The 16,891-nt window shown below is 64.7% G+C and carries 18 protein-coding genes and 2 tRNA genes; 7 read left to right on the forward strand and 13 right to left on the reverse strand.

Annotation, left to right across the window (positions count from 1 at the left end; genetic code table 11):
• Positions 1-111: 111 nt before the first annotated feature.
• Together ACNHKD_RS11955 and ACNHKD_RS11960 are read right to left on the reverse strand one after the other, a co-directional pair.
• A complete protein-coding gene (locus ACNHKD_RS11955) occupies positions 112-1,074 on the reverse strand; it encodes a DUF817 domain-containing protein (RefSeq protein ID WP_442753711.1) in 963 nt (320 codons plus the stop codon).
• Entirely contained in the window at positions 1,055-2,095 is a 1,041-nt protein-coding gene (locus tag ACNHKD_RS11960) for an amino acid ABC transporter substrate-binding protein (RefSeq protein ID WP_442753712.1), read from the reverse strand. The genes ACNHKD_RS11955 and ACNHKD_RS11960 overlap by 20 nt, the downstream gene beginning before the upstream one ends.
• An 82-nt stretch (positions 2,096-2,177) precedes the next feature.
• On the opposite strand from ACNHKD_RS11960, the gene metC reads away from it, so the two are divergent.
• Positions 2,178-3,371, forward strand: a complete 1,194-nt coding sequence (gene metC, locus ACNHKD_RS11965) for a cystathionine beta-lyase (RefSeq protein ID WP_442753713.1) — start codon at positions 2,178-2,180, stop codon at positions 3,369-3,371.
• Between the two features lie 340 nt (positions 3,372-3,711).
• Here metC and ACNHKD_RS11970 read toward each other — a convergent pair whose 3' ends face one another.
• The 9 genes from ACNHKD_RS11970 to ACNHKD_RS12010 form a co-directional block, all read right to left on the reverse strand.
• The gene (locus ACNHKD_RS11970; protein ID WP_442753714.1) at positions 3,712-4,191 is read right to left on the reverse strand and encodes an NUDIX hydrolase; all 480 of its coding nucleotides are present in this window, start codon (positions 4,189-4,191) and stop codon (positions 3,712-3,714) included.
• Entirely contained in the window at positions 4,188-5,186 is a 999-nt protein-coding gene (locus ACNHKD_RS11975; RefSeq protein WP_442753715.1) for an anion permease, read from the reverse strand. The genes ACNHKD_RS11970 and ACNHKD_RS11975 overlap by 4 nt, the downstream gene beginning before the upstream one ends.
• Before the next feature lie 9 nt (positions 5,187-5,195).
• Positions 5,196-5,840, reverse strand: coding sequence for a DUF47 domain-containing protein (locus ACNHKD_RS11980; protein WP_442753716.1), 645 nt, complete (start codon positions 5,838-5,840; stop codon positions 5,196-5,198).
• A 118-nt stretch (positions 5,841-5,958) separates the two neighbouring features.
• Positions 5,959-6,753 (reverse strand): DUF2865 domain-containing protein, encoded by a 795-nt coding sequence (locus ACNHKD_RS11985; RefSeq protein ID WP_442753717.1) that lies wholly within the window; start codon positions 6,751-6,753, stop codon positions 5,959-5,961.
• A gap of 170 nt (positions 6,754-6,923) precedes the next feature.
• Positions 6,924-7,000 (reverse strand) — tRNA-Arg (locus ACNHKD_RS11990).
• Between the two features lie 9 nt (positions 7,001-7,009).
• Complete coding sequence (locus tag ACNHKD_RS11995; RefSeq protein WP_442753718.1) at positions 7,010-7,321, reverse strand: ETC complex I subunit; 312 nt, start codon at positions 7,319-7,321, stop codon at positions 7,010-7,012.
• 328 nt (positions 7,322-7,649) lie between these two features.
• A tRNA-Pro gene (locus tag ACNHKD_RS12000) sits at positions 7,650-7,726 on the reverse strand.
• 86 nt (positions 7,727-7,812) lie between these two features.
• Positions 7,813-8,292, reverse strand: coding sequence for a DUF192 domain-containing protein (locus ACNHKD_RS12005; RefSeq protein WP_442753719.1), 480 nt, complete (start codon positions 8,290-8,292; stop codon positions 7,813-7,815).
• Positions 8,293-8,375: 83 nt separating this feature from the next.
• A complete protein-coding gene (locus ACNHKD_RS12010; protein ID WP_442753720.1) occupies positions 8,376-8,957 on the reverse strand; it encodes a cold-shock protein in 582 nt (193 codons plus the stop codon).
• Positions 8,958-9,419: 462 nt separating this feature from the next.
• On the opposite strand from ACNHKD_RS12010, the gene ACNHKD_RS12015 reads away from it, so the two are divergent.
• The 3 genes from ACNHKD_RS12015 (at position 9,420) to ACNHKD_RS12025 (ending at position 12,103) form a co-directional block, all read left to right on the forward strand.
• On the forward strand, positions 9,420-10,874 hold the full coding sequence (locus ACNHKD_RS12015) for an aspartate aminotransferase family protein (protein WP_442753721.1): 1,455 nt from the start codon (positions 9,420-9,422) through the stop codon (positions 10,872-10,874).
• A 152-nt stretch (positions 10,875-11,026) separates the two neighbouring features.
• Positions 11,027-11,593, forward strand: a complete 567-nt coding sequence (locus ACNHKD_RS12020) for a hypothetical protein (protein ID WP_442753722.1) — start codon at positions 11,027-11,029, stop codon at positions 11,591-11,593.
• Between the two features lie 45 nt (positions 11,594-11,638).
• The gene (locus ACNHKD_RS12025) at positions 11,639-12,103 is read left to right on the forward strand and encodes a hypothetical protein (protein WP_442753723.1); all 465 of its coding nucleotides are present in this window, start codon (positions 11,639-11,641) and stop codon (positions 12,101-12,103) included.
• Between the two features lie 130 nt (positions 12,104-12,233).
• On the opposite strand, the gene ACNHKD_RS12030 is transcribed toward ACNHKD_RS12025, so the two are convergent.
• Positions 12,234-13,106 (reverse strand): branched-chain amino acid aminotransferase, encoded by an 873-nt coding sequence (locus ACNHKD_RS12030; protein WP_442753724.1) that lies wholly within the window; start codon positions 13,104-13,106, stop codon positions 12,234-12,236.
• A 146-nt stretch (positions 13,107-13,252) separates the two neighbouring features.
• Here ACNHKD_RS12030 and ACNHKD_RS12035 point away from each other — a divergent pair, with 146 nt between their 5' ends.
• From ACNHKD_RS12035 to ACNHKD_RS12045, 3 genes are read left to right on the forward strand one after another with little or no spacing between them, the layout of a single operon-like run.
• Positions 13,253-13,798 (forward strand): MarR family winged helix-turn-helix transcriptional regulator, encoded by a 546-nt coding sequence (locus tag ACNHKD_RS12035; RefSeq protein WP_442753725.1) that lies wholly within the window; start codon positions 13,253-13,255, stop codon positions 13,796-13,798.
• Positions 13,795-14,556 carry a response regulator gene (locus ACNHKD_RS12040; protein ID WP_442753726.1) on the forward strand — a complete coding sequence of 254 codons (762 nt, stop codon included), beginning with the start codon at positions 13,795-13,797 and terminating at the stop codon, positions 14,554-14,556. The genes ACNHKD_RS12035 and ACNHKD_RS12040 overlap by 4 nt, the downstream gene beginning before the upstream one ends.
• Before the next feature lie 8 nt (positions 14,557-14,564).
• Positions 14,565-15,935, forward strand: a complete 1,371-nt coding sequence (locus ACNHKD_RS12045; RefSeq protein ID WP_442753727.1) for an ATP-binding protein — start codon at positions 14,565-14,567, stop codon at positions 15,933-15,935.
• A gap of 225 nt (positions 15,936-16,160) precedes the next feature.
• Here the strand turns inward: ACNHKD_RS12045 and ACNHKD_RS12050 are convergent, their stop codons facing one another.
• Positions 16,161-16,826: a TetR/AcrR family transcriptional regulator gene (locus ACNHKD_RS12050; RefSeq protein WP_442753728.1), complete on the reverse strand. Its 666-nt coding sequence runs from the start codon at positions 16,824-16,826 to the stop codon at positions 16,161-16,163.
• Positions 16,827-16,891 lie beyond the last annotated feature (65 nt).

Consider the following 16,891-nt stretch of genomic DNA (forward strand, 5'->3'; position numbering starts at 1 on the left):
AACGCAAGGGGGCCGGGACAACCCGGTCCCCACCGGAATGGAAGCCGCAACACCCCCTCTAGGGAAAAGACTACCACGAAGATGGGCGCGTTCAAGCGGCGCGCAAGTCGCTCACGCGGATTGCCGCGACCTGACGGTCAGCCGGTCTTCATGCCGCGCCCGCGATTCTTCGAGCGGCGCGTCGTCCGGCGGCTGCGGCTTGCAGGCGAGCGCGACCAGCGCGTAGCTCACGATCTGCAGCAGGAACCATGAGCCGAGCTTGCCGATCCCCACCGGCTTCCACGCCGCCATCTGGTCCGGATAGAGCCAGACATGGCTGTAGGTCGCGACATTTTCCGCGATCCAGATGAAGCACGACGCCAGGAACGCCGCGAGCAGCAGCGGCATGGTCCGCCAGCTATGGTGGATGCGGTAATAGATCGCCGTGCGCCAGAAGATCGCCGCGCTCGCCGCGAAGAGCGGCATGCGCATGTCTGCGACGTAATGATGCGCGAAAAAATTGACGTAGATCGCAGCCGCGAGCGCGCCGACCTGCCACAGCGGCGGATGGTTGGCGAAGCGGAAATCGAACAACGCCCAGGCGCGCATCATGTAACTGCCGACGCAGGCGTACATGAAGCCGGTGAAAAGCGGCGCGCCGCCGATGCGGAAGAGCGCTTCCTCCGGATAGACCCATGAGCCGTGCGCGGTCTTGAACAGCTCCATCGCCGTCCCGACGACATGGAACAGGAAGATCACGCCCGCCTCCTTCAGCGACTCGAAGCGCAGAAGGATCAGCGCCGCCTGCACGGCGAGCGCGGCGAGGAAGAGAAAGTCGTATCGCGCGAGCGGCGCGTGGGCGGGATAGAAGAGCCGCGTCGCAAGCACGAGAAAAACCATGACGCCCCCGAAGAGGCAGGCCCAGGCCTGTTTGATCCCGAAGCGGATGAACTCGTAGGCGAAGCGCCGCGCCGGGCCGCCCGACATGGCCCATTGACCGATGGCGGCGTCGACCTCCACGAAGCGCCGCAGCGGCGGCCAGAGTTCGGCTGCGCTTTTTTCCCTTATGCTCCGCTCATCTGACAGGAGGCGCATACATCAGCCCGCCTTTGCTCCACAGAGCGTTCGCGCGACGCTCCATGCCCAATGGCGAAGCTTGCCCCATGTTGCGCTCGAAGACATCCGCAAAATTTCCGACATGCTTCACGACGCGGTAGGTCCAGTCGCCCGGAAGCGCCAATCCCGCGCTTCGATCGCCTTCGACTCCGAGCAGATGGCGTATGCTCGGCTCCTCCGACTTCAAAGCCGCGTCGGCGTTGGCGCTCGACACCTGAAGCTCCTCCGCGTCGATCAGCGTGAAAAGCGTCCAGCGAATGATGGCGAGCCACTGGTCGTCGCCGTGGCGCACGACCGGACCGCGCGGCGCCTTGGCGATCATATCCGGGAGGACGGCGTGCTCGTCGGGCGCCGAGAGTTTCGTGCGCGCTGCTGCGAGCATTGACGTATCCGCCGTCAGAACGTCGCACTGGCTTTTGTCGTAGCCGGCCGCCGCCCCGTCGAATGTCGGGAAAAGCTTCGGCTCGTATGGGGCCTTCCGCTTGTGGAAGAAATCCGCGAGCTCCAGCTCGTATGAGGTGCCCTGCTGCACGCAAACGGAAACGTTGGACAGGTCCTGCGCCGACGCGAAGCTCCTCTGCCGCCGCACGAGGAAACTTTGCCCGTCATAGAAGGAAGCGCCGGCGTAGATCGCCCGTTGGCCGCTGTCGCGCGACTGCGTCCAGGGCGCGGCGCTCGCCAGAAGATCGACCCAGCCCGCCTGCAGCGCGGGGACGCGGTCCTTGGCCGCGAGGCCCAGAAAGCGCACTTTCTTCGGATCATCAAAAATCGCGGCCGCGACCGCGCGGCAGAAATCGACGTCGAAGCCGGTCCAGTCCCCTTTATCGCCGGCGGGCGGCTGCGCGAAACCGGGCGCCTCCGAGACGCCGCAGGCGAGATAACCCCGCTTGAGGATTGTCGAGAGCGTCGGTCCCGGTTCGGTCTGGGCCGAGGCGCTCTGCCCGATCATGCCGACGGCGCCCGCAAGGAAGACGGCGAAAAGGAAGCCTCGGGCGATCATGGACGGCTCGGATTTGCGAGTTCGGTATATTACGGTCGGGTCCGGTGGGGCAAGCGCGCCCGCCCGCGACCCAGGGACGACGATGAAGAGCGATAAAGACCAAAAGCGGCGAAAAAAGCGTATGGCCACGATTGTCACGCAGGCCGGCCGCGAACCGTTCGAACATTTCGGATTCGTCAATCCGCCGATCTATCGGGGATCGACCATTCTCTTCCCGACGGTCGCCGACCTGGCGGCTTTGCGCCAACCCTACACCTACGGCGCCAAGGGCACGCCGACGACGCGCGCGCTCGAGAAAGCCTGGAGCGAGATCGCAGGAGCGGATGACACAACGCTCGTCCCTTCCGGGCTCGCGGCCATCGCGCTCGCGCTCCTCACCGCGACGAAGGCCGGCGCACATCTCCTCGTCACGGATTCCGCTTATGCGCCGACCCGCTTTTTCTGCGACGGCTTTCTCGCGCGCTTCGGCGTGACGACGGAATATTACGATCCGCGTATCGGCGCGGGCATATCGGCGCTGATCCGGCCGGAAACGACGGCGATCCTGCTGGAGTCGCCCGGCTCGCAGAGCATGGAGATACAGGACGTCCCCGCCATCGCCGCCTCCGCGCAGGAAAAGGGCGTCTGCGTCATCATCGACAATACCTGGGCGACGCCGCTCTTTTTCCCGCCGCATGAGCGGGGCTGCGACCTCGCGGTCGAAGCCGGCACCAAATATCTTTCCGGCCATTCCGACCTGCTGCTCGGACTCGTCTCCGCCAACGCCAAATGGGCGAAGCGCCTGCGGCACACCTTCAATCTTTTCGCGATGGGGTCGGGGCCGGACGACGCGGCGCTCGCCTTGCGCGGCCTGCGCACCATGGCCTTGCGGCTCCGCGAGCAAGGAGGCGCGGCGCTGGAGATCGCCAGGTGGCTAGCGGAGCGGCCGGAAGTCGCGCGCGTGCTGCACCCTGCTCTGCCCGGCCATCCCGGCCACGAATTATGGAAGCGGGACTTCTCCGGCTCATCAGGCGTCTTCTCGATCATCCTTCGCCCCGCCGCCCAAAAAGCCGTCGACGCCTTTGTCGACGGGCTGGAGCTCTTCGGGATCGGCTTCTCCTGGGGCGGCTATGAAAGCCTCGTTCTGCCCTTCGACTGCGCGCCGTTCCGCACGGCGACGAAATGGAAGGCGGAAGGACCGGCGCTGCGCTTCTCGATCGGGCTGGAGGACGTCGATGATTTGAAGGAGGATCTCGAAGCCGGGTTCGCGCGGCTGTCGGACGCCGCGAGCGGCTAGATGCGGCGTCTGAAAGACGCCCCAGTTTGTTGACAAACTTCCCAAGGCGGCCTCGCCCTTCGAGACACGAGCTTCGCTCGCTCCTCAGGAGGCCTAAGTGTTGGGACGCCGAAGGAAGAAGCCCCTCATGCTGGGGAGCCTGCGCAGCAAGCGTCTCGAAGCGCGAGCGATCGATCCTCAAAGCACAAGTCGGGAAGCCCGATTTGCGCCTCGATGTCCTTTGCTGTGCGCCTGAAGGCGCGCGGTCCAAAAAAGCGCCACTGGACCGCGACCCTTCAGGCTCGCATCCCGATCTTTCAGCCTCCCGCCCGCCTACGCGGCGGAAATGAACCGTCCAGGATTATTTTTCGCCCGCCGCCGTCATGGCTTTACCGAACGCCAGAATAATCTCCCGCAATTGCGGCTCGTCGACCTGCTGCGCTGCGACGGCGTAAGGGAACCAATAGGTCACGCGCTGGCCCTTCTCCGGCCATTTCTTCCGTTGGCGTTCGACCTGCAGGGAGAAGACCTCGACGCGGCAATCGATCGCCGAACCGCCCTTGAGCCGTTTCTCATATTCGAAATCGCCGAGCTTCGTTTTGTCGACCCTGCCGTGAAGCCCGGCCTCCTGCATCGCCTCGATCGCTGCGACGATGTGTGGCTTGCGGCCCTTCATCGGCCAGCCTTTCGGAATCACCCAACGCTTCGTGTCGCGCGAGGTCGCGAGGAGAATTTCCACGCCCTTCTCCGCGTCGACGCGCCAGGGAAGCGCGGCATATTGCATACGCGGCGCAATCGGCGTTTCGCCTTTCTTCTTGGGTTTCGGCGCGTTCTTCCTCATCCGAAGAAACTCGCGGTCAGGTAAAAAAACGCAGCGATGAAGGCCGACATCGGCATGGTCACGATCCAGGCGACGACGATGTCCTTGGCGACGTTCCAGCGCACCGCGGAAACGCGCCGCGCGGCGCCGACCCCGACGATAGCGCCGGTGATCGTATGCGTCGTGGAGACGGGAACGCCGAAGCTCGTGGCGAGAAAAAGCGTAATGGCGCCGCCGGTCTCGGCGCAAAAGCCCTGCATGGGAGTCAGGCGCGTGATCTTGGAGCCCATCGTGTGCACGATCCGCCATCCGCCCAGAAGCGTGCCGAGGCCCATCGCCGCCTGGCAGGTCAGCACCACCCAGTAAGGCACATAGAATTCGCCGCCGAGGGCTCCGTGCGAGTATAAGAGCACCGCGATGATGCCCATCGTCTTCTGCGCATCATTGCCGCCATGACCGAGCGAGTAAAGCGAAGCGGAAAGAAATTGCAGGGTGCGGAAGATCGTGTCGACCGCGACGGGCGTCCGTCGCACGAAAAGCCACGACACGCCGAGCACGAGCAGAAGCGCGAGCAGGAATCCGAGAGCGGGCGAGAGCACAATGGCCGAGCCGGTCTTGGCCAATCCGCTCCACACGATGGCGCTCACGCCGGTCTTGGCGACGCCGGAGCCGACAAGGCCGCCGACCAGCGCGTGCGAGCTCGACGACGGAATGCCGAGCGCCCAGGTGATCAGGTTCCAGGAGATCGCCCCCATCAGCGCCCCGAAGATCACCCTGTCGTCGACGATCTGCGGCGAGATGATTCCCGTGCCGACGGTCTGCGCGACATGCAGGCCGAAGAAAAGGAAGGCTGCGAAATTGAAGAAGGCGGCCCAGAACACGGCGTATTGCGGCCGCAGCACGCGCGTCGACACGATGGTCGCGATGGAATTGGCGGCGTCGTGCAGCCCGTTGAGGAAGTCGAACGCCAGGGCGACGGCGATGAGGCCGTAAAGGAGAAGCGGCAAATCCTCCACGCCGCCCCCCTAGACGTGCTCGATGACGATGCCCGTCACCCGGTTCGCAATGTCCTCGAAACCGTCGACGACTTTCTCCAGGTGGCCATAGATCTCCGAGCCAACGACATAAGCCATGGGGTCGCTCGTGCGATGCGCGCGAAACAGCTCCTTGAGTCCCTCGTCGTGGATGGCGTCGGCCTCGTCCTCGATGCGCGTGATTTCCTCGCTGAAAGCATTGAGCTTGACGTGGTTCGCGCTCATGGCCCGCAGCAGCGGCATGGCCTCTCGCGTCAGCTCCGCCGACTGGACGATGATGTCGCCGATCCGCCGCATGGAGGCGTCGAAGTCGCGCGTCTCGAAAAGCTGGGTCGCTTTAGACGTCTGGTGCATCTGGTCGATCGTGTCGTCCATCGCGGTGATGAGGTCGCGAATGTCGCTGCGATCGAAAGGCGTGATGAAAGTCCGGCGCACCGCGAGGAGCGTCTCGCGGGTAATCTCGTCGGCCGCGTTTTCCTGCCGGCGAATCTCCTGACGGAATCCGGCGACGCCGTCGCCGCCGTCGAGCATCCGGCGCAGCGCCGTCGCCCCCGCGACGAGCGTCTCGGCGTGACGCTCGAAGAGGTCGAAAAAGCGCTCTTCCTTCGGCATCAGCGCCTGGAACCACGACAACATCTGCGCCTCCGCCCGGAACTGCCCGAGGAATCATTGTCATAAAACCGTCACAATGAGCTACGGCAACTAACTTTGCGGGACGGCCGTGTAAAGGGCAAAGTTTAGGCGCGACTGCGCCTCAGCGCGTGCTGCCGGTCTGATCTTCCTTGCTTGGTTCGACCTGCGCGCCCGGCGGCGCCGCGGGGGCGTCGCTCATGGCCGGCCTGACGCTCCCTGTCCGGCGCAACATCGCCCGCAGCCGCCCGCGCAGGGACGACGACATAAAGGAAGCGTTGCCGAGCGGGACGAGCCTCGCGCCGCTATAGACGAAGGCGCCGGTCTCCTCGACCACGACGTCGCCGGACTGCAGCGTGGGATCGTTCCGGGCGGTTTTCTCGAAGAAGGCCTGCGACGTGCTCGGATCGTTGCAGGCGCAGCGCGTATTCGCCCTTTCGCGGAAGGCGAAGGCGACGGGCAGGGCCGAATAGCGTTGGCCTTTGTAGTTGCGGGCCGTCTCGATCGTCGCGCCGTCGTAGATTTCCATCGGCGCGGAGGGACATGCGAGCTCGCAGGACTGCTGACGCGTCGCCTTGGTGGATTTGATCAGCGGGAAGAAATAGCCGTCGCAGGTGCGCACGCAAAAGCCGCCGGCGGCAGGCTCCGTCGAAAATCCTGTGCCTCCGCCGGGAAGGCTGTCCTTCGGCTTGGCGAAGCGAAGTTCGCCCACGGCGCCCTTGATCCTGCGGGCCGGAGCCGAGTCGCGGCGGGCGCGCGGCGCGATCTGCGGTTGCGGGGTAGGATCGGGCCCGAAAAGGAACTCCAGTAGCCCGCCCTCGGCGCGGCCCGGCGCCGGCGCGAACAGGGGGCCGAACGCCAGAAGCGCCGCGAAGCCCGTCACCAAAGCCCGGTCGAGCCGCATCTTAGCCCTTCTCATCTTTGCGTCGCTCGGCGGCGACGCCATCAGGCGACGAACGCACGGACGGCTGCTGCGGCTCTCGCTCTGGAAGAGGCGCCATGGAGCTTCTGCGCTCCCGAAAACAATGTGCCGCCCGCCGGATTTTTCGACCGGCGGGCAGGCAGGTTGTTAGCAAAATATGTCGATTCTGGCGACCCCGGCAGGATTCGAACCTGCGACCTACCGCTTAGAAGGCGGTTGCTCTATCCGGCTGAGCTACGGGGCCTTGACGGCTTCAGTGCGTCCACAAACCGATGCGGTTCGTCTTGAAATTGTCGGAGTAGGAGACGATGCGGCGGGAAGCCGTCTCGGGCTTGGGCTCTTCGACGCGATAGGGAATGCCCTCGCGCTCGGCGTAAGCCACGGCCTCTTCCCTGGTCTCAAAACGCAGGCGAATCTGCTGCTTCATGTCGCCCGAGCTGGTCCAGCCCATCAGCGGTTCGATCGAGCGTGGCGCCGCGGGGTCGAAAACCAGCCGCCAGGGCTTGGCGGAACCCGGACCCGACTGGGTCACGCTCGTCGATTGACGATAGATGCGAGCCGTCATTTCAACCTCTTGTCTCTCATGGAGCGGTTTGGTTCCACCAGCCCCGCTGGAGGCCTGAATCCTCGTCCCCTTCGTAATCAGCCAAGGGGAATTTGCAACCTGATCTTTGCGGCCTCACGACGCTCGGCGTCGCATTCCCCGACCATAAACGCAGTCCCTCCGGCGCGAAGCCCAGCAGCCGCCTTCGTCCAGACAGGAATCCATGAGGAGGAAGTCCTCGGTCCGAAGTATAAAAAAGCCGCGCCCATCGCTGCAAGAAATATGAAGAACAGCTTCGCCCAAACAGCCAGTACGGTCCATGACCGGGAATCCTGAGCGGAGAAGGCGCTGGTCGGGGCAGCAGGATTCGAACCTGCGACCTGAAGTACCCAAAACTTCCGCGCTACCAGGCTGCGCTATACCCCGACGAACCTTGGAACGCCATGGCGCCCCTGCCCCGTGACTTCGCTACCACGCGACGCGACGCCTCACAAGGCGACGGGCGGCCGAAGCTAACGCTTGAAGGCCGGGTGGCGCACCAGGTCTCCCGGCTTGAGCCCGATCCTGCTGGCCGTGCCCGCATTGAGTTCGATCACCGCATAGGCCGGACCGTCGGAAGAGATCGTCGCCTCCGACATGGGAACCGTGTCCGCCGCGATCGCCGTCACCATGCCATGCCGCGACACGAAGACCATGTCGAGCGGGATATAGGTGTTCTTCATCCACATCATGACAGGCGTCTCTTCGTGGAAGTCGAAAAGCATGCCCTGATCGGCCGGCATGTGTTTCCGATACATGAGGCCTTTGGCGCGCTCGCCGGGCGTGTCCGCCAGCTCGACATGGAACTCGTGGGGTCCGCTCGACGTGACGAATTCGAGTCGCTGCAGCGGCGCCTCCGCGCGGGCGCCGACGGCAGACGCGAAATAGCTGCAGACGAACAGCGCCGCAAGCAGCCGGACGAGATTGAAAGACGGAAAAGCCCGACGCGGCATGCGCCCTCCAAACGCTTTTTTGCTGTGGCGCAATAAAGGGCCGGAGGGCCGCCAGGTCAATGCGGGACCTTGGAAGCGGGACGTCAATGGGAAGGGTTCTTCGCCTCGAGCGGGCGCACTTCCGCCGCCATGAGCCCTTTGGGGCCGTCCCCGTAACGAACCAGCACGCTGTCGCCGGGCTTGAGCTCGGTCATGCCGTAGCGGCGCACCGTCTCCATATGCAGGAAGATGTCCTCGGTCCCCTCGCCGCGCGTCAGAAAGCCGAAGCCCTTCACGCGATTGAACCACTTGACGATGGCGATCTCATAGCCGCTCGTCGCCTTGACCTGAACATGGGTGCGGCCGGCAGCCGACTGAGCGGGATGCACCGCGGTCGACTCGTCCATCGCGATGACGCGGAAGACCTGCATGCCCTTCGCCCGATGCTGCGCCTCGCACACCACGCGCGCGCCCTCGAAAGCGGTTTGCAGGCCGCTTCGGCGCAAAATCGTCACGTGCAGGAGAATGTCCTGCGATCCGTCATCCGGCACGACGAAGCCATATCCTTTGGCGACATCGAACCATTTGATGCGCCCGGCTACCTCAACAAGCTCGAGGCCTTCGTCGCTTTCCGCAGCGGCGGCCGCAGCGCCCAACTCGTCATGAAAATTTACCTTCGCTCCCAACCGACCAACTCCCCAGTGCTGATCCAGAGCATTCGACCGGCGCAGACAGCGAGCTTATGAAACTCTCGAATCGCTGCGTGGCAAATGAATCACTAACGAGAGGATAACATCGGACGATTTTCATCCAACCAGAGATTTCGATTTTTCTGCCGAATGGCTGTGGATACGCGCCGCGCGGGCCTCCATTCGTCCAGAATCGCTCTTTTGCAACGTTTCGCAAGCGATTCAAAAAAATTGGATTCTCCTTGAGACCATGGTCTTGGCGGGAGGCCGCCGGCGACGGCCCGCCAGCGTCTCCGGCGCCGGCTCATGCGCACATTTCGCGCCCCCGGGCTCCGCGCGCCCTCGTTTACCGGAATTTGACAAATCGCGCGCCGCGCGCAATCGAAAAGCACGGACTGCCCAGGCCCCGCGTCTCGGCCGGGAGTCCGAGGCCCTTTTCTCTACGATCCGGAGCCCCGCATGACCGATCTGTCGATTGCGCAACCGAGCGTTTCCGCTGCGCATGGCGGCGCGGGAGCCGCCGCCTCGCCTTACGATCTCGCGGCGATGGTCGCGGCGCGCGAAAGCGACCGTTTCTCCCTGCATTCGCGATACCTCAATGAAATGTGGGTGCGCGTTCTCAAAACGATCGGCTACGACGTCGGGTTCACGCGCGGGCTCGGGCCCTATCTTTGGGATCGCAAGGGCGACCGCTATCTCGATCTCCTGAGCGGCTGGGGCGTCTTCGCGCTCGGGCGCAACCATCCCGCAGTGCGCGAGGCGCTCGTCAGCGTCCTTGACGGCGAATTCGCCAATCTCGTCCAGTTCGACGTCTCCACGCTCGCCGGCGTTCTCGCAGAGAAATTGATCGAGCGCGCGCCCTACCTCGACAAAGTCTTCTTCGCCAATTCCGGCGCGGAGTCGGTCGAGGCGGCGATCAAATTCGCGCGCGCCGCGACGGGCCGTCCCGGCATTCTGCACTGCGCCCATTCGTTCCACGGCCTGACCTACGGCTCGCTGTCAATGAATGGCGACGAGATTTTCAAGAAAGGCTTCGGGCCGCTGCTGCCCCATGCGCGGGAGATTCCCTTCGACGATCTGCCCGCGCTGGAAAAAGCGCTGGCCTCGCGCGAAATCGCGGCCTTCTTCGTCGAGCCGATCCAGGGCAAGGGCGTCAACATGCCCTCCGACGACTATCTCGCGGGCGCCCAGACGCTGTGCCGGAAATACGGCTCGCTCTTCGTCGCCGACGAAATCCAGACGGGCATCGGACGCACGGGCAGGTTCTTTGCGATCGACCATTACAAGGGCGTCGAACCCGACATGGTCGTCGTCGCCAAGGCGCTGTCGGGCGGCCATGTGCCGGTCGGCGCCGTGCTCACGCGCAAGTGGATCTTCGACAAGGTCTTCGACCGCATGGACCGCGCGGTCGTTCACGGCTCAACCTTCAGCAAGAACGATCTCGCCATGGCGGCGGGCGTCGCGACGCTCGACGCGATCAGGGACGAGCGCATCGTCGAGAACGCAGCGGCGAAGGGCGAACGACTGCTCGCCTCTTTCCGCGAGATGGCGAGCCGCTATGAGCTCGTCTCCGACGTGCGCGGCAAGGGGCTGATGATCGGAGTCGAATTCGGACAGCCGAAGTCGCTGAAGCTGAAAGCAACCTGGAACCTGCTCGAAACGGCTAATTCAGGGCTGTTCGGCCAGCTCATTTGCATTCCGCTTTTCAAGGATCACAAAGTTCTAACCCAGGTCGCCGGCCACGCAAATCCGACGATCAAACTGCTTCCGGCCCTGACGCTCAGCGACGCGGATTGCGCCTGGATCGAGAAGTCTTTCGACGAAGTGATCGCCGACGCCCACAACGCGTCCGCCGTCTGGTCGCTCGGCAAGACGCTCGCCGAGCATGCGATCAAGGCGCGCATGAGCGGTTGATTTTTCCGGCCCCCCGCGGCGCAACTGTGCCGCGCCGGCGGGAACGCTATTTGCCCTAAGTGACCGGCGCTCCGTCATGGCGCGCCAGAATCGGACAGACGCGGCGCTCTGCGGCGCGCCGCGATCCGTTAAGACACGAAAGGGCGTCAGTCATGCGTTTCATTTCGGGACTTCGCGCGGCCGCCATTGCGGGAGCGCTCATGCTGCTTCCGGGCGCCGAGCTTGCGCAGGCTGGCGGATTCGGGGGCGGACATGGCGGCGGCGGGGGTGGATTCGGCGGCGGTTTTCGCGGGCTGCCTGCGGTCGGCGTGGGCGCCTATGCGCGGGGCCAGGGTCCGACTGGCGCGGCCGGCTTGGGGTTGGGCGCCAATCGACACGGCGTCCTGAACGGCTTCTGGGGCGGCGGATATGGCGGCGGCGGCGGCGGCGACGCGGTCTCCATGGGCAACGCCACCAGTGTCTACACCTACAATCACTATGACAATCGCCGTCGCGACGGCGGCTTCTACGGCGGCGGCGGCGTGTTCTACCCGGACGACGGCTACAGCCGCCTCTACACGATCCGGCGGCCCGGCGGCTATGACGACGACTATCCGACCTACGGCCCGACTGGTTACGCGCCGCAAACGGTTTACCGTCCTTCGCAGCACATCTTTTACCTGCCCGACAACAATCGCGGCCCGACGCGAAAATCCGCTCGCCGCAACAGTGTGGATTGAGTTTCAATGGCGCTCGACGAGCGTCCTAATCTGGGGGTGCGTATCATGCGTTTCGTTTCAACCATCCGGCCGCTGCTTCTGGCCAGCGCCGCGGCGTGCGTTCTCGCGGCGGGCGGCGCCTCGGCGCAGGACTTCACGGCGCCTTTCTTCGGCGGCGCCTATGCGCCGGGGCCGAACTACGCCTATGGCGGCTATGGCGGCGTCGGCGCCGCGGTCGGCTTTGATCAGGGTTACTATACGGGCGGCTACCAGTATCCGGCCGCCGGCTACGGCGGCGGCGCCTATCGCCGCGCCGCCTATAGCGCCGCCGACGTCTATGTGAACGGCGGCTACGCCGACGGCGCGACCTATGAGCGCGCTTATGTCGTGCCGCAGACCTATTATCGTCCCTATGTCCGCACGCATTACGTGCCGGTCACCACCTACCGCGCCTACAACACCGTGCATTACCAGCCGGTGACGACCTATCGCGTGGTGCGCAAGCGCTGCAACTGCGAGACTCTTTACTAAAAAAACGAAAGCGGCGGCCCAATGGCCGCCGCTAATCGCTGCAAGCGCAGCAAATCCAGGATCGGCCGCGGCTGCTCTCTGGATTGTTTCGCCGCTCCTCGCAATGACGGAGCGGCGCGCTTTGCGACTCTCAGGCGTGGACCGCCTTGTCGTAATCCTCGACCAGCGCGCGCGACACGTCGCCGGGCGTGAATTTGTAAGGGCCGATCTCGGCGACCGGCGTGACTTCGGCGCCTGTGCCGCAGATGAAGCATTCGTCAAAGCTCGCCATCTCTTCCGGCATGAGGCGGCGCTCGATCACTTCCACGCCCCGCGCCTTGGCGAGATCGATCACCGTGCGGCGCGTAATGCCATCCAGGAAGCAGTCGGCGATCGGCGTATGCAGCGCGCCGTCCTTCACGAAAAACACATTGGCGCCGGTGCATTCGGCGACCCTGCCCTGCCAGTCGAGCATCAGCGCGTCCGCATAGCCGCGGCGCTCGGCGCGATGCTTGGAGATGGTGCAGATCATGTAAAGGCCGGCCGCCTTGGCCATGGACGGCGCGGTGCGCGGGTCGGGCCGGCGATATTCGGCGATGTCGAGCTTGATGCCCTTCATCTTGGTGTTCATGTCGAACATGCTCGGCCAGTCCCACACCGCGATGGCGACATGGATGGTTGAATTCTGCGCGGCGACCGCCATCATCTCGCTGCCGCGCCACGCGACAGGCCGGACATAGGAATTGAGCAGATTGTTGGCCTTCAGCGTCGCGTCTTTCGCCGCGTCGAGCTCTTCGAGCGAGTATGGAATTTCGAAGTCGAGAATCTCGGCCGAGCGCTTGAAGCGCTCCGAGTGCTCGCGCGACTTGAAGATCTTGCCGGCATAGGCGCGCTCGCCCTCGAAGACGCAGGAGCCGTAATGGAGCCCGTGCGAGAGCACATGCAGCTTCGCGTCGCGCCAGGGAATCAGCGCGCCATTGCTCCAAATGAATCCGTCGCGCTGATCGAAGGGCGGGATAACCATGGCAAGCTCCGGGAAAGCGGCGTCTCAAGGAGGGCCGGCCGGCCGCTGCGACGCTGACCAGAGCACTAGCCATCGCTCAGAAATATGTCAATATAGCTGACATATAAGCGTCTCGAAATCCGAGCATGAGCGCAGGAAACCGCGACTTGAGCGAGCTTCTCCAGCCAAAGGCCGCAATTCGGACGCCGGCCGTCCCGGATCACCCGGCCCGGACCGCGCGCCGCGTGGAGGAGGACGCTGAAGCGCTCGATCTCGTCGAGCTTTTCTTCTTCGCTTACCGCGATTTTGTGGGCGACGCGGACCGCCTGCTCGAAAATTACGGCTTCGGTCGCGCGCATCATCGCGTGCTGCATTTCGTGCATCGGCGCCCGGGCCTCCCGATCGCGGCGCTGCTCGAGATTCTCAAGATTACCAAGCAGAGCCTCAACCGCGTGCTGAAGCAGCTGCTCGACGGCGGGTTCGTGGAAGCGCGCGCGGGCGCGGTCGATCGCCGCCAGCGCCTGCTCTATCCGACGCCGCGCGGCGCGCAGCTCGCCCGCGAGCTCGCGGCGCTGCAATCCGAACGCTTCCGCCGCGTGCTGGACGAATTGCCGCCGGCCGCGCGCGACGCCGCGGCGGAATTCCTCTTCGCCATGGTCGACGCCGAGGACCGCGAACGGGTGCGCCGCCATCTTGGCCGGGAGCGGCGATGAGCGCTCTCGCCGCGGCGCGCGCCACGCCGAAACCGGCGTCGAAGGGCGCGCATATTCTCGTCGTCGACGACGACAAGCGCATCCGCGCGCTTCTCTCCCGCTATCTCATGCGCGAAGGCTATCTCGTCAGCTCGGCCGCGAACGCCGGGGAGGCGTCGGCGCGGCTCAAGGATTTCGCCTTCGACCTCATCGTGCTCGACGTGATGATGCCCGGCGAGAGCGGCACGCAATTCGCGGCGCGCCTGCGCGAGGGGCCGGAGCCCCTGCGCTCGGCGCCCATCCTGATGCTCACCGCCCTTCACGAAACCGCGAACCGCGTCGAAGGGCTCGAGGCCGGCGTGGACGACTATCTCGCCAAGCCCTTCGATCCGCGCGAGCTGGCCTTGCGCATCGCGAGCATATTGCGGCGGTCGCGCCGCCCGGAGCCCGCCGATCCGCTCGTGCGCTTCGGTCCCTTCGCCTACGATCCCGCGCGCGGCGAACTGACCCGCGCCGGCGGGGCCGTGAAGCTCACGACGCGCGAGCGCGACTTGTTGCAGACTTTGATCGAACATGCGGGCGCCATCGTTTCGAGGCAGACTCTTTCGTCCCGCGCCTCCGAGCAGAAGGCGGCGGAGCGGACGGTCGATGTCGAAATTGCGCGCCTGCGCCGCAAGATCGAAGCTGATCAGAACGCGCCGCGCCATTTGCAGACCGTGCGCGGACAGGGTTATCGGCTTGTCGTCGACTCGTCGCGCATTACAAAATTGCAAAGCTAGAGGCGGATATGTCCCTCGTGATCACCGAAGTTCTTTCCGCGCCGCGCCAGCTTTGGCGCCGATTCGCCGACTGGCTTCACGCGCGCATGCCGAAGGGCCTTTACGCGCGCGCGCTCCTCATCGTGATTCTGCCCGTGGTGCTGCTGCAGTCGGCGGTCGCCTATGTCTTCATGGAGCGTCATTGGGAGGTCGTGACCTACCGCCTCTCGGCGGCCGTGGCGCGCCAGGTCGCCGCCGTGGTCGACGTCTATCAGACCTTTCCGGACGACCCCGGCCACAGCCAGTTGCGGCGCATCGCCGCGCTTGACCTCAACATGGAGCTGTCGGTCCTGCCGAAGGAGCCGTTGCCCGAGCCGGTCTCCAAGAAGTCGCTCTTCTCGCTGCTCGACAAGGCGCTCTCCAGCGAATTGTCGCGCAAGATTCTCCAGCCCTATTGGATCAACACCAGCCTGCCCGGCAATCTGATTGAGATCCGCGTGGCGCTGAACGACGCGACGCTCAGAATGCTCGTGACGCGCACCCACGCTTACGCCTCCAACTCCTATATTTTCTTCATGTGGATGGCGATCGCCTCGATCATCATCCTCGCCATCGCCACCTCCTTCCTGCGCAACCAGATCCGCCCGATCCTGCGGCTGGCCCGCGCGGCGGAGGAATTCGGCAAAGGCCGCGACGTGCAGTTCTCGCCGCGCGGCGCGCGCGAGGTTCGCCAGGCTGGAAACGCCTTTCTGGAGATGAAGCGCCGCGTCGAGCGGGCCATCGAGCAGCGCACGACGATGCTCAACGGCGTTTCGCACGATCTGCGCACCATCATCACGCGCTTCAAGCTCTCGCTCGCGCTGATGGGCGAGGGCAACGAGGCCAACGAAATGCGCAAGGACGTCGACGAGATGGAGCGCATGGTCGAGGCCTATCTCGCCTTCGCGCGCGGCGACGGCGGCGAGACCTCGGCGCCGACCGACGTGAGCGCCATTCTCCGCGAGTTGAAAGCCGACACGGAGCGTCGCGGCATTTCGGCGGAGTTGAAAGTCGAAGGCGATCCGACAATCGTCGCGCGCCCCGCCGCGATAAAGCGGCTGCTCGCCAACCTTGTCGGCAACGCGCAGCGCTACGGAAAGAAGATGGAGTTCACCGTCGAGAACGACGGCGAGACCATGATTATCCACATTGACGATGACGGGCCCGGCATTCCCGTAGAGCGGCGCGAAGACGCCTTCCGTCCCTTTTATCGTCTCGACGAGTCGCGCAACCAGGACAATGGCAATTCGGGGCTGGGCCTCGCCATCGCGCGCGACATAGCCCGCTCGCATGGCGGGGACATCGAGCTGGACCGCAGCCCGCTGGGCGGTTTAAGGGCGACGGTGACGCTGCCAATATAGCCCGCTCCCCCGCAGGAGCGAAGCGATGGCCCTGCGAAGCAGGGGCCCAGTTTGTTGACAAACCTCCGAGACGGCCTCGTCCTTCGAGACGCGAGCTTCGCCCGCTCCTCAGGATGAGGCCTAAGTGATCAGCGCAGAAAGACGAAGCCCCTCATGCTGAGGAGCCTGCGCAGCAGGCGTCTCGAAGCAGGAGGGGCGTCAGCCCCACTTTGTCAGCAAACTGGCTTACGCGCTCGGATGCGGGTAGTCGTCGTCCGTCGCCCCATGCCGGCTGCGACGGAAGCCGCCCATCTCGAACAGGCGGTTCGCCATGTCGGTGAAGGGCCGCGTGATGCGGGCGATGTCCTCGACATGCTCGACATAGCGCTCGCCGCGCGCGATCTCGCGGTCGAGCGTCTCCAGAGCGAAGCTGAAGCCGTCCTGGAACCAGGCGTCGAGCACCCTGCCCCACGCCAGCGCCAAGCCTTGCAGCTTCAGCGAGCCGACGGGGCCGTCGCAGTCGATGTCGGCCGCTTCCAGCATGAATCGCATGGAGTTGACGGTCTCGCGATTGAGCGCCGTTGCGGTAAGCGGGTCGCGCGCGGCCCAGCGGGAGACGCTCGAAAGCGCTTCACGGTAGGGCTCCAGCGCTTCGAGGCGCTTGCGCAGCACCTCGTAGAGGCGGTCCCGCGCGGGATCGTGAGAATCCTGCTCGGAGACGGCCTCCAGCACCTCGCGATCGATCTTCCGATTGAAGCCGCCGATGATCGCGCCCTTCGAGGGGAAGAGATCGCGCATCTCGGCGAGCGAAATGTCCGCCTCATGGGCGATATCGGTGAGGCTGACGTCGCCGAAGTCGCGGCGGGCCGCCAGCCGGAGTGCCGCGTCGATCACCCTGTTCCGGGCGCTCATCTTCATCTCCGATGTTTCTGCTCTGCCCGTAAATCTATTGCCGGGCCAGATAGGGGCAAGGCTGA

The sequence above is a fragment of the Methylocystis sp. JAN1 genome (assembly GCF_052186135.1).
In the GTDB taxonomy this organism is placed as follows: domain Bacteria; phylum Pseudomonadota; class Alphaproteobacteria; order Rhizobiales; family Beijerinckiaceae; genus Methylocystis.

What these genes read in the sequence shown, in the direction of transcription:
- ACNHKD_RS12045 (WP_442753727.1), top strand. Translation starts at nt 14,565, where the DNA reads ATGTCCCTCGTGATCACCGAAGTTCTTTCCGCGCCGCGCCAGCTTTGG.
- ACNHKD_RS12050 (WP_442753728.1), bottom strand. Translation starts at nt 16,826, where the DNA reads ATGAGCGCCCGGAACAGGGTGATCGACGCGGCACTCCGGCTGGCGGCC.
- ACNHKD_RS11995 (WP_442753718.1), bottom strand. Translation starts at nt 7,321, where the DNA reads ATGACGGCTCGCATCTATCGTCAATCGACGAGCGTGACCCAGTCGGGT.
- ACNHKD_RS11970 (WP_442753714.1), bottom strand. Translation starts at nt 4,191, where the DNA reads ATGAGGAAGAACGCGCCGAAACCCAAGAAGAAAGGCGAAACGCCGATT.
- ACNHKD_RS12005 (WP_442753719.1), bottom strand. Translation starts at nt 8,292, where the DNA reads ATGCCGCGTCGGGCTTTTCCGTCTTTCAATCTCGTCCGGCTGCTTGCG.
- ACNHKD_RS11955 (WP_442753711.1), bottom strand. Translation starts at nt 1,074, where the DNA reads ATGCGCCTCCTGTCAGATGAGCGGAGCATAAGGGAAAAAAGCGCAGCC.
- metC (WP_442753713.1), top strand. Translation starts at nt 2,178, where the DNA reads ATGAAGAGCGATAAAGACCAAAAGCGGCGAAAAAAGCGTATGGCCACG.
- ACNHKD_RS12025 (WP_442753723.1), top strand. Translation starts at nt 11,639, where the DNA reads ATGCGTTTCGTTTCAACCATCCGGCCGCTGCTTCTGGCCAGCGCCGCG.
- ACNHKD_RS12020 (WP_442753722.1), top strand. Translation starts at nt 11,027, where the DNA reads ATGCGTTTCATTTCGGGACTTCGCGCGGCCGCCATTGCGGGAGCGCTC.
- ACNHKD_RS11980 (WP_442753716.1), bottom strand. Translation starts at nt 5,840, where the DNA reads ATGTTGTCGTGGTTCCAGGCGCTGATGCCGAAGGAAGAGCGCTTTTTC.
- ACNHKD_RS11985 (WP_442753717.1), bottom strand. Translation starts at nt 6,753, where the DNA reads ATGAGAAGGGCTAAGATGCGGCTCGACCGGGCTTTGGTGACGGGCTTC.
- ACNHKD_RS12040 (WP_442753726.1), top strand. Translation starts at nt 13,795, where the DNA reads ATGAGCGCTCTCGCCGCGGCGCGCGCCACGCCGAAACCGGCGTCGAAG.
- ACNHKD_RS11960 (WP_442753712.1), bottom strand. Translation starts at nt 2,095, where the DNA reads ATGATCGCCCGAGGCTTCCTTTTCGCCGTCTTCCTTGCGGGCGCCGTC.
- ACNHKD_RS12015 (WP_442753721.1), top strand. Translation starts at nt 9,420, where the DNA reads ATGACCGATCTGTCGATTGCGCAACCGAGCGTTTCCGCTGCGCATGGC.
- ACNHKD_RS12030 (WP_442753724.1), bottom strand. Translation starts at nt 13,106, where the DNA reads ATGGTTATCCCGCCCTTCGATCAGCGCGACGGATTCATTTGGAGCAAT.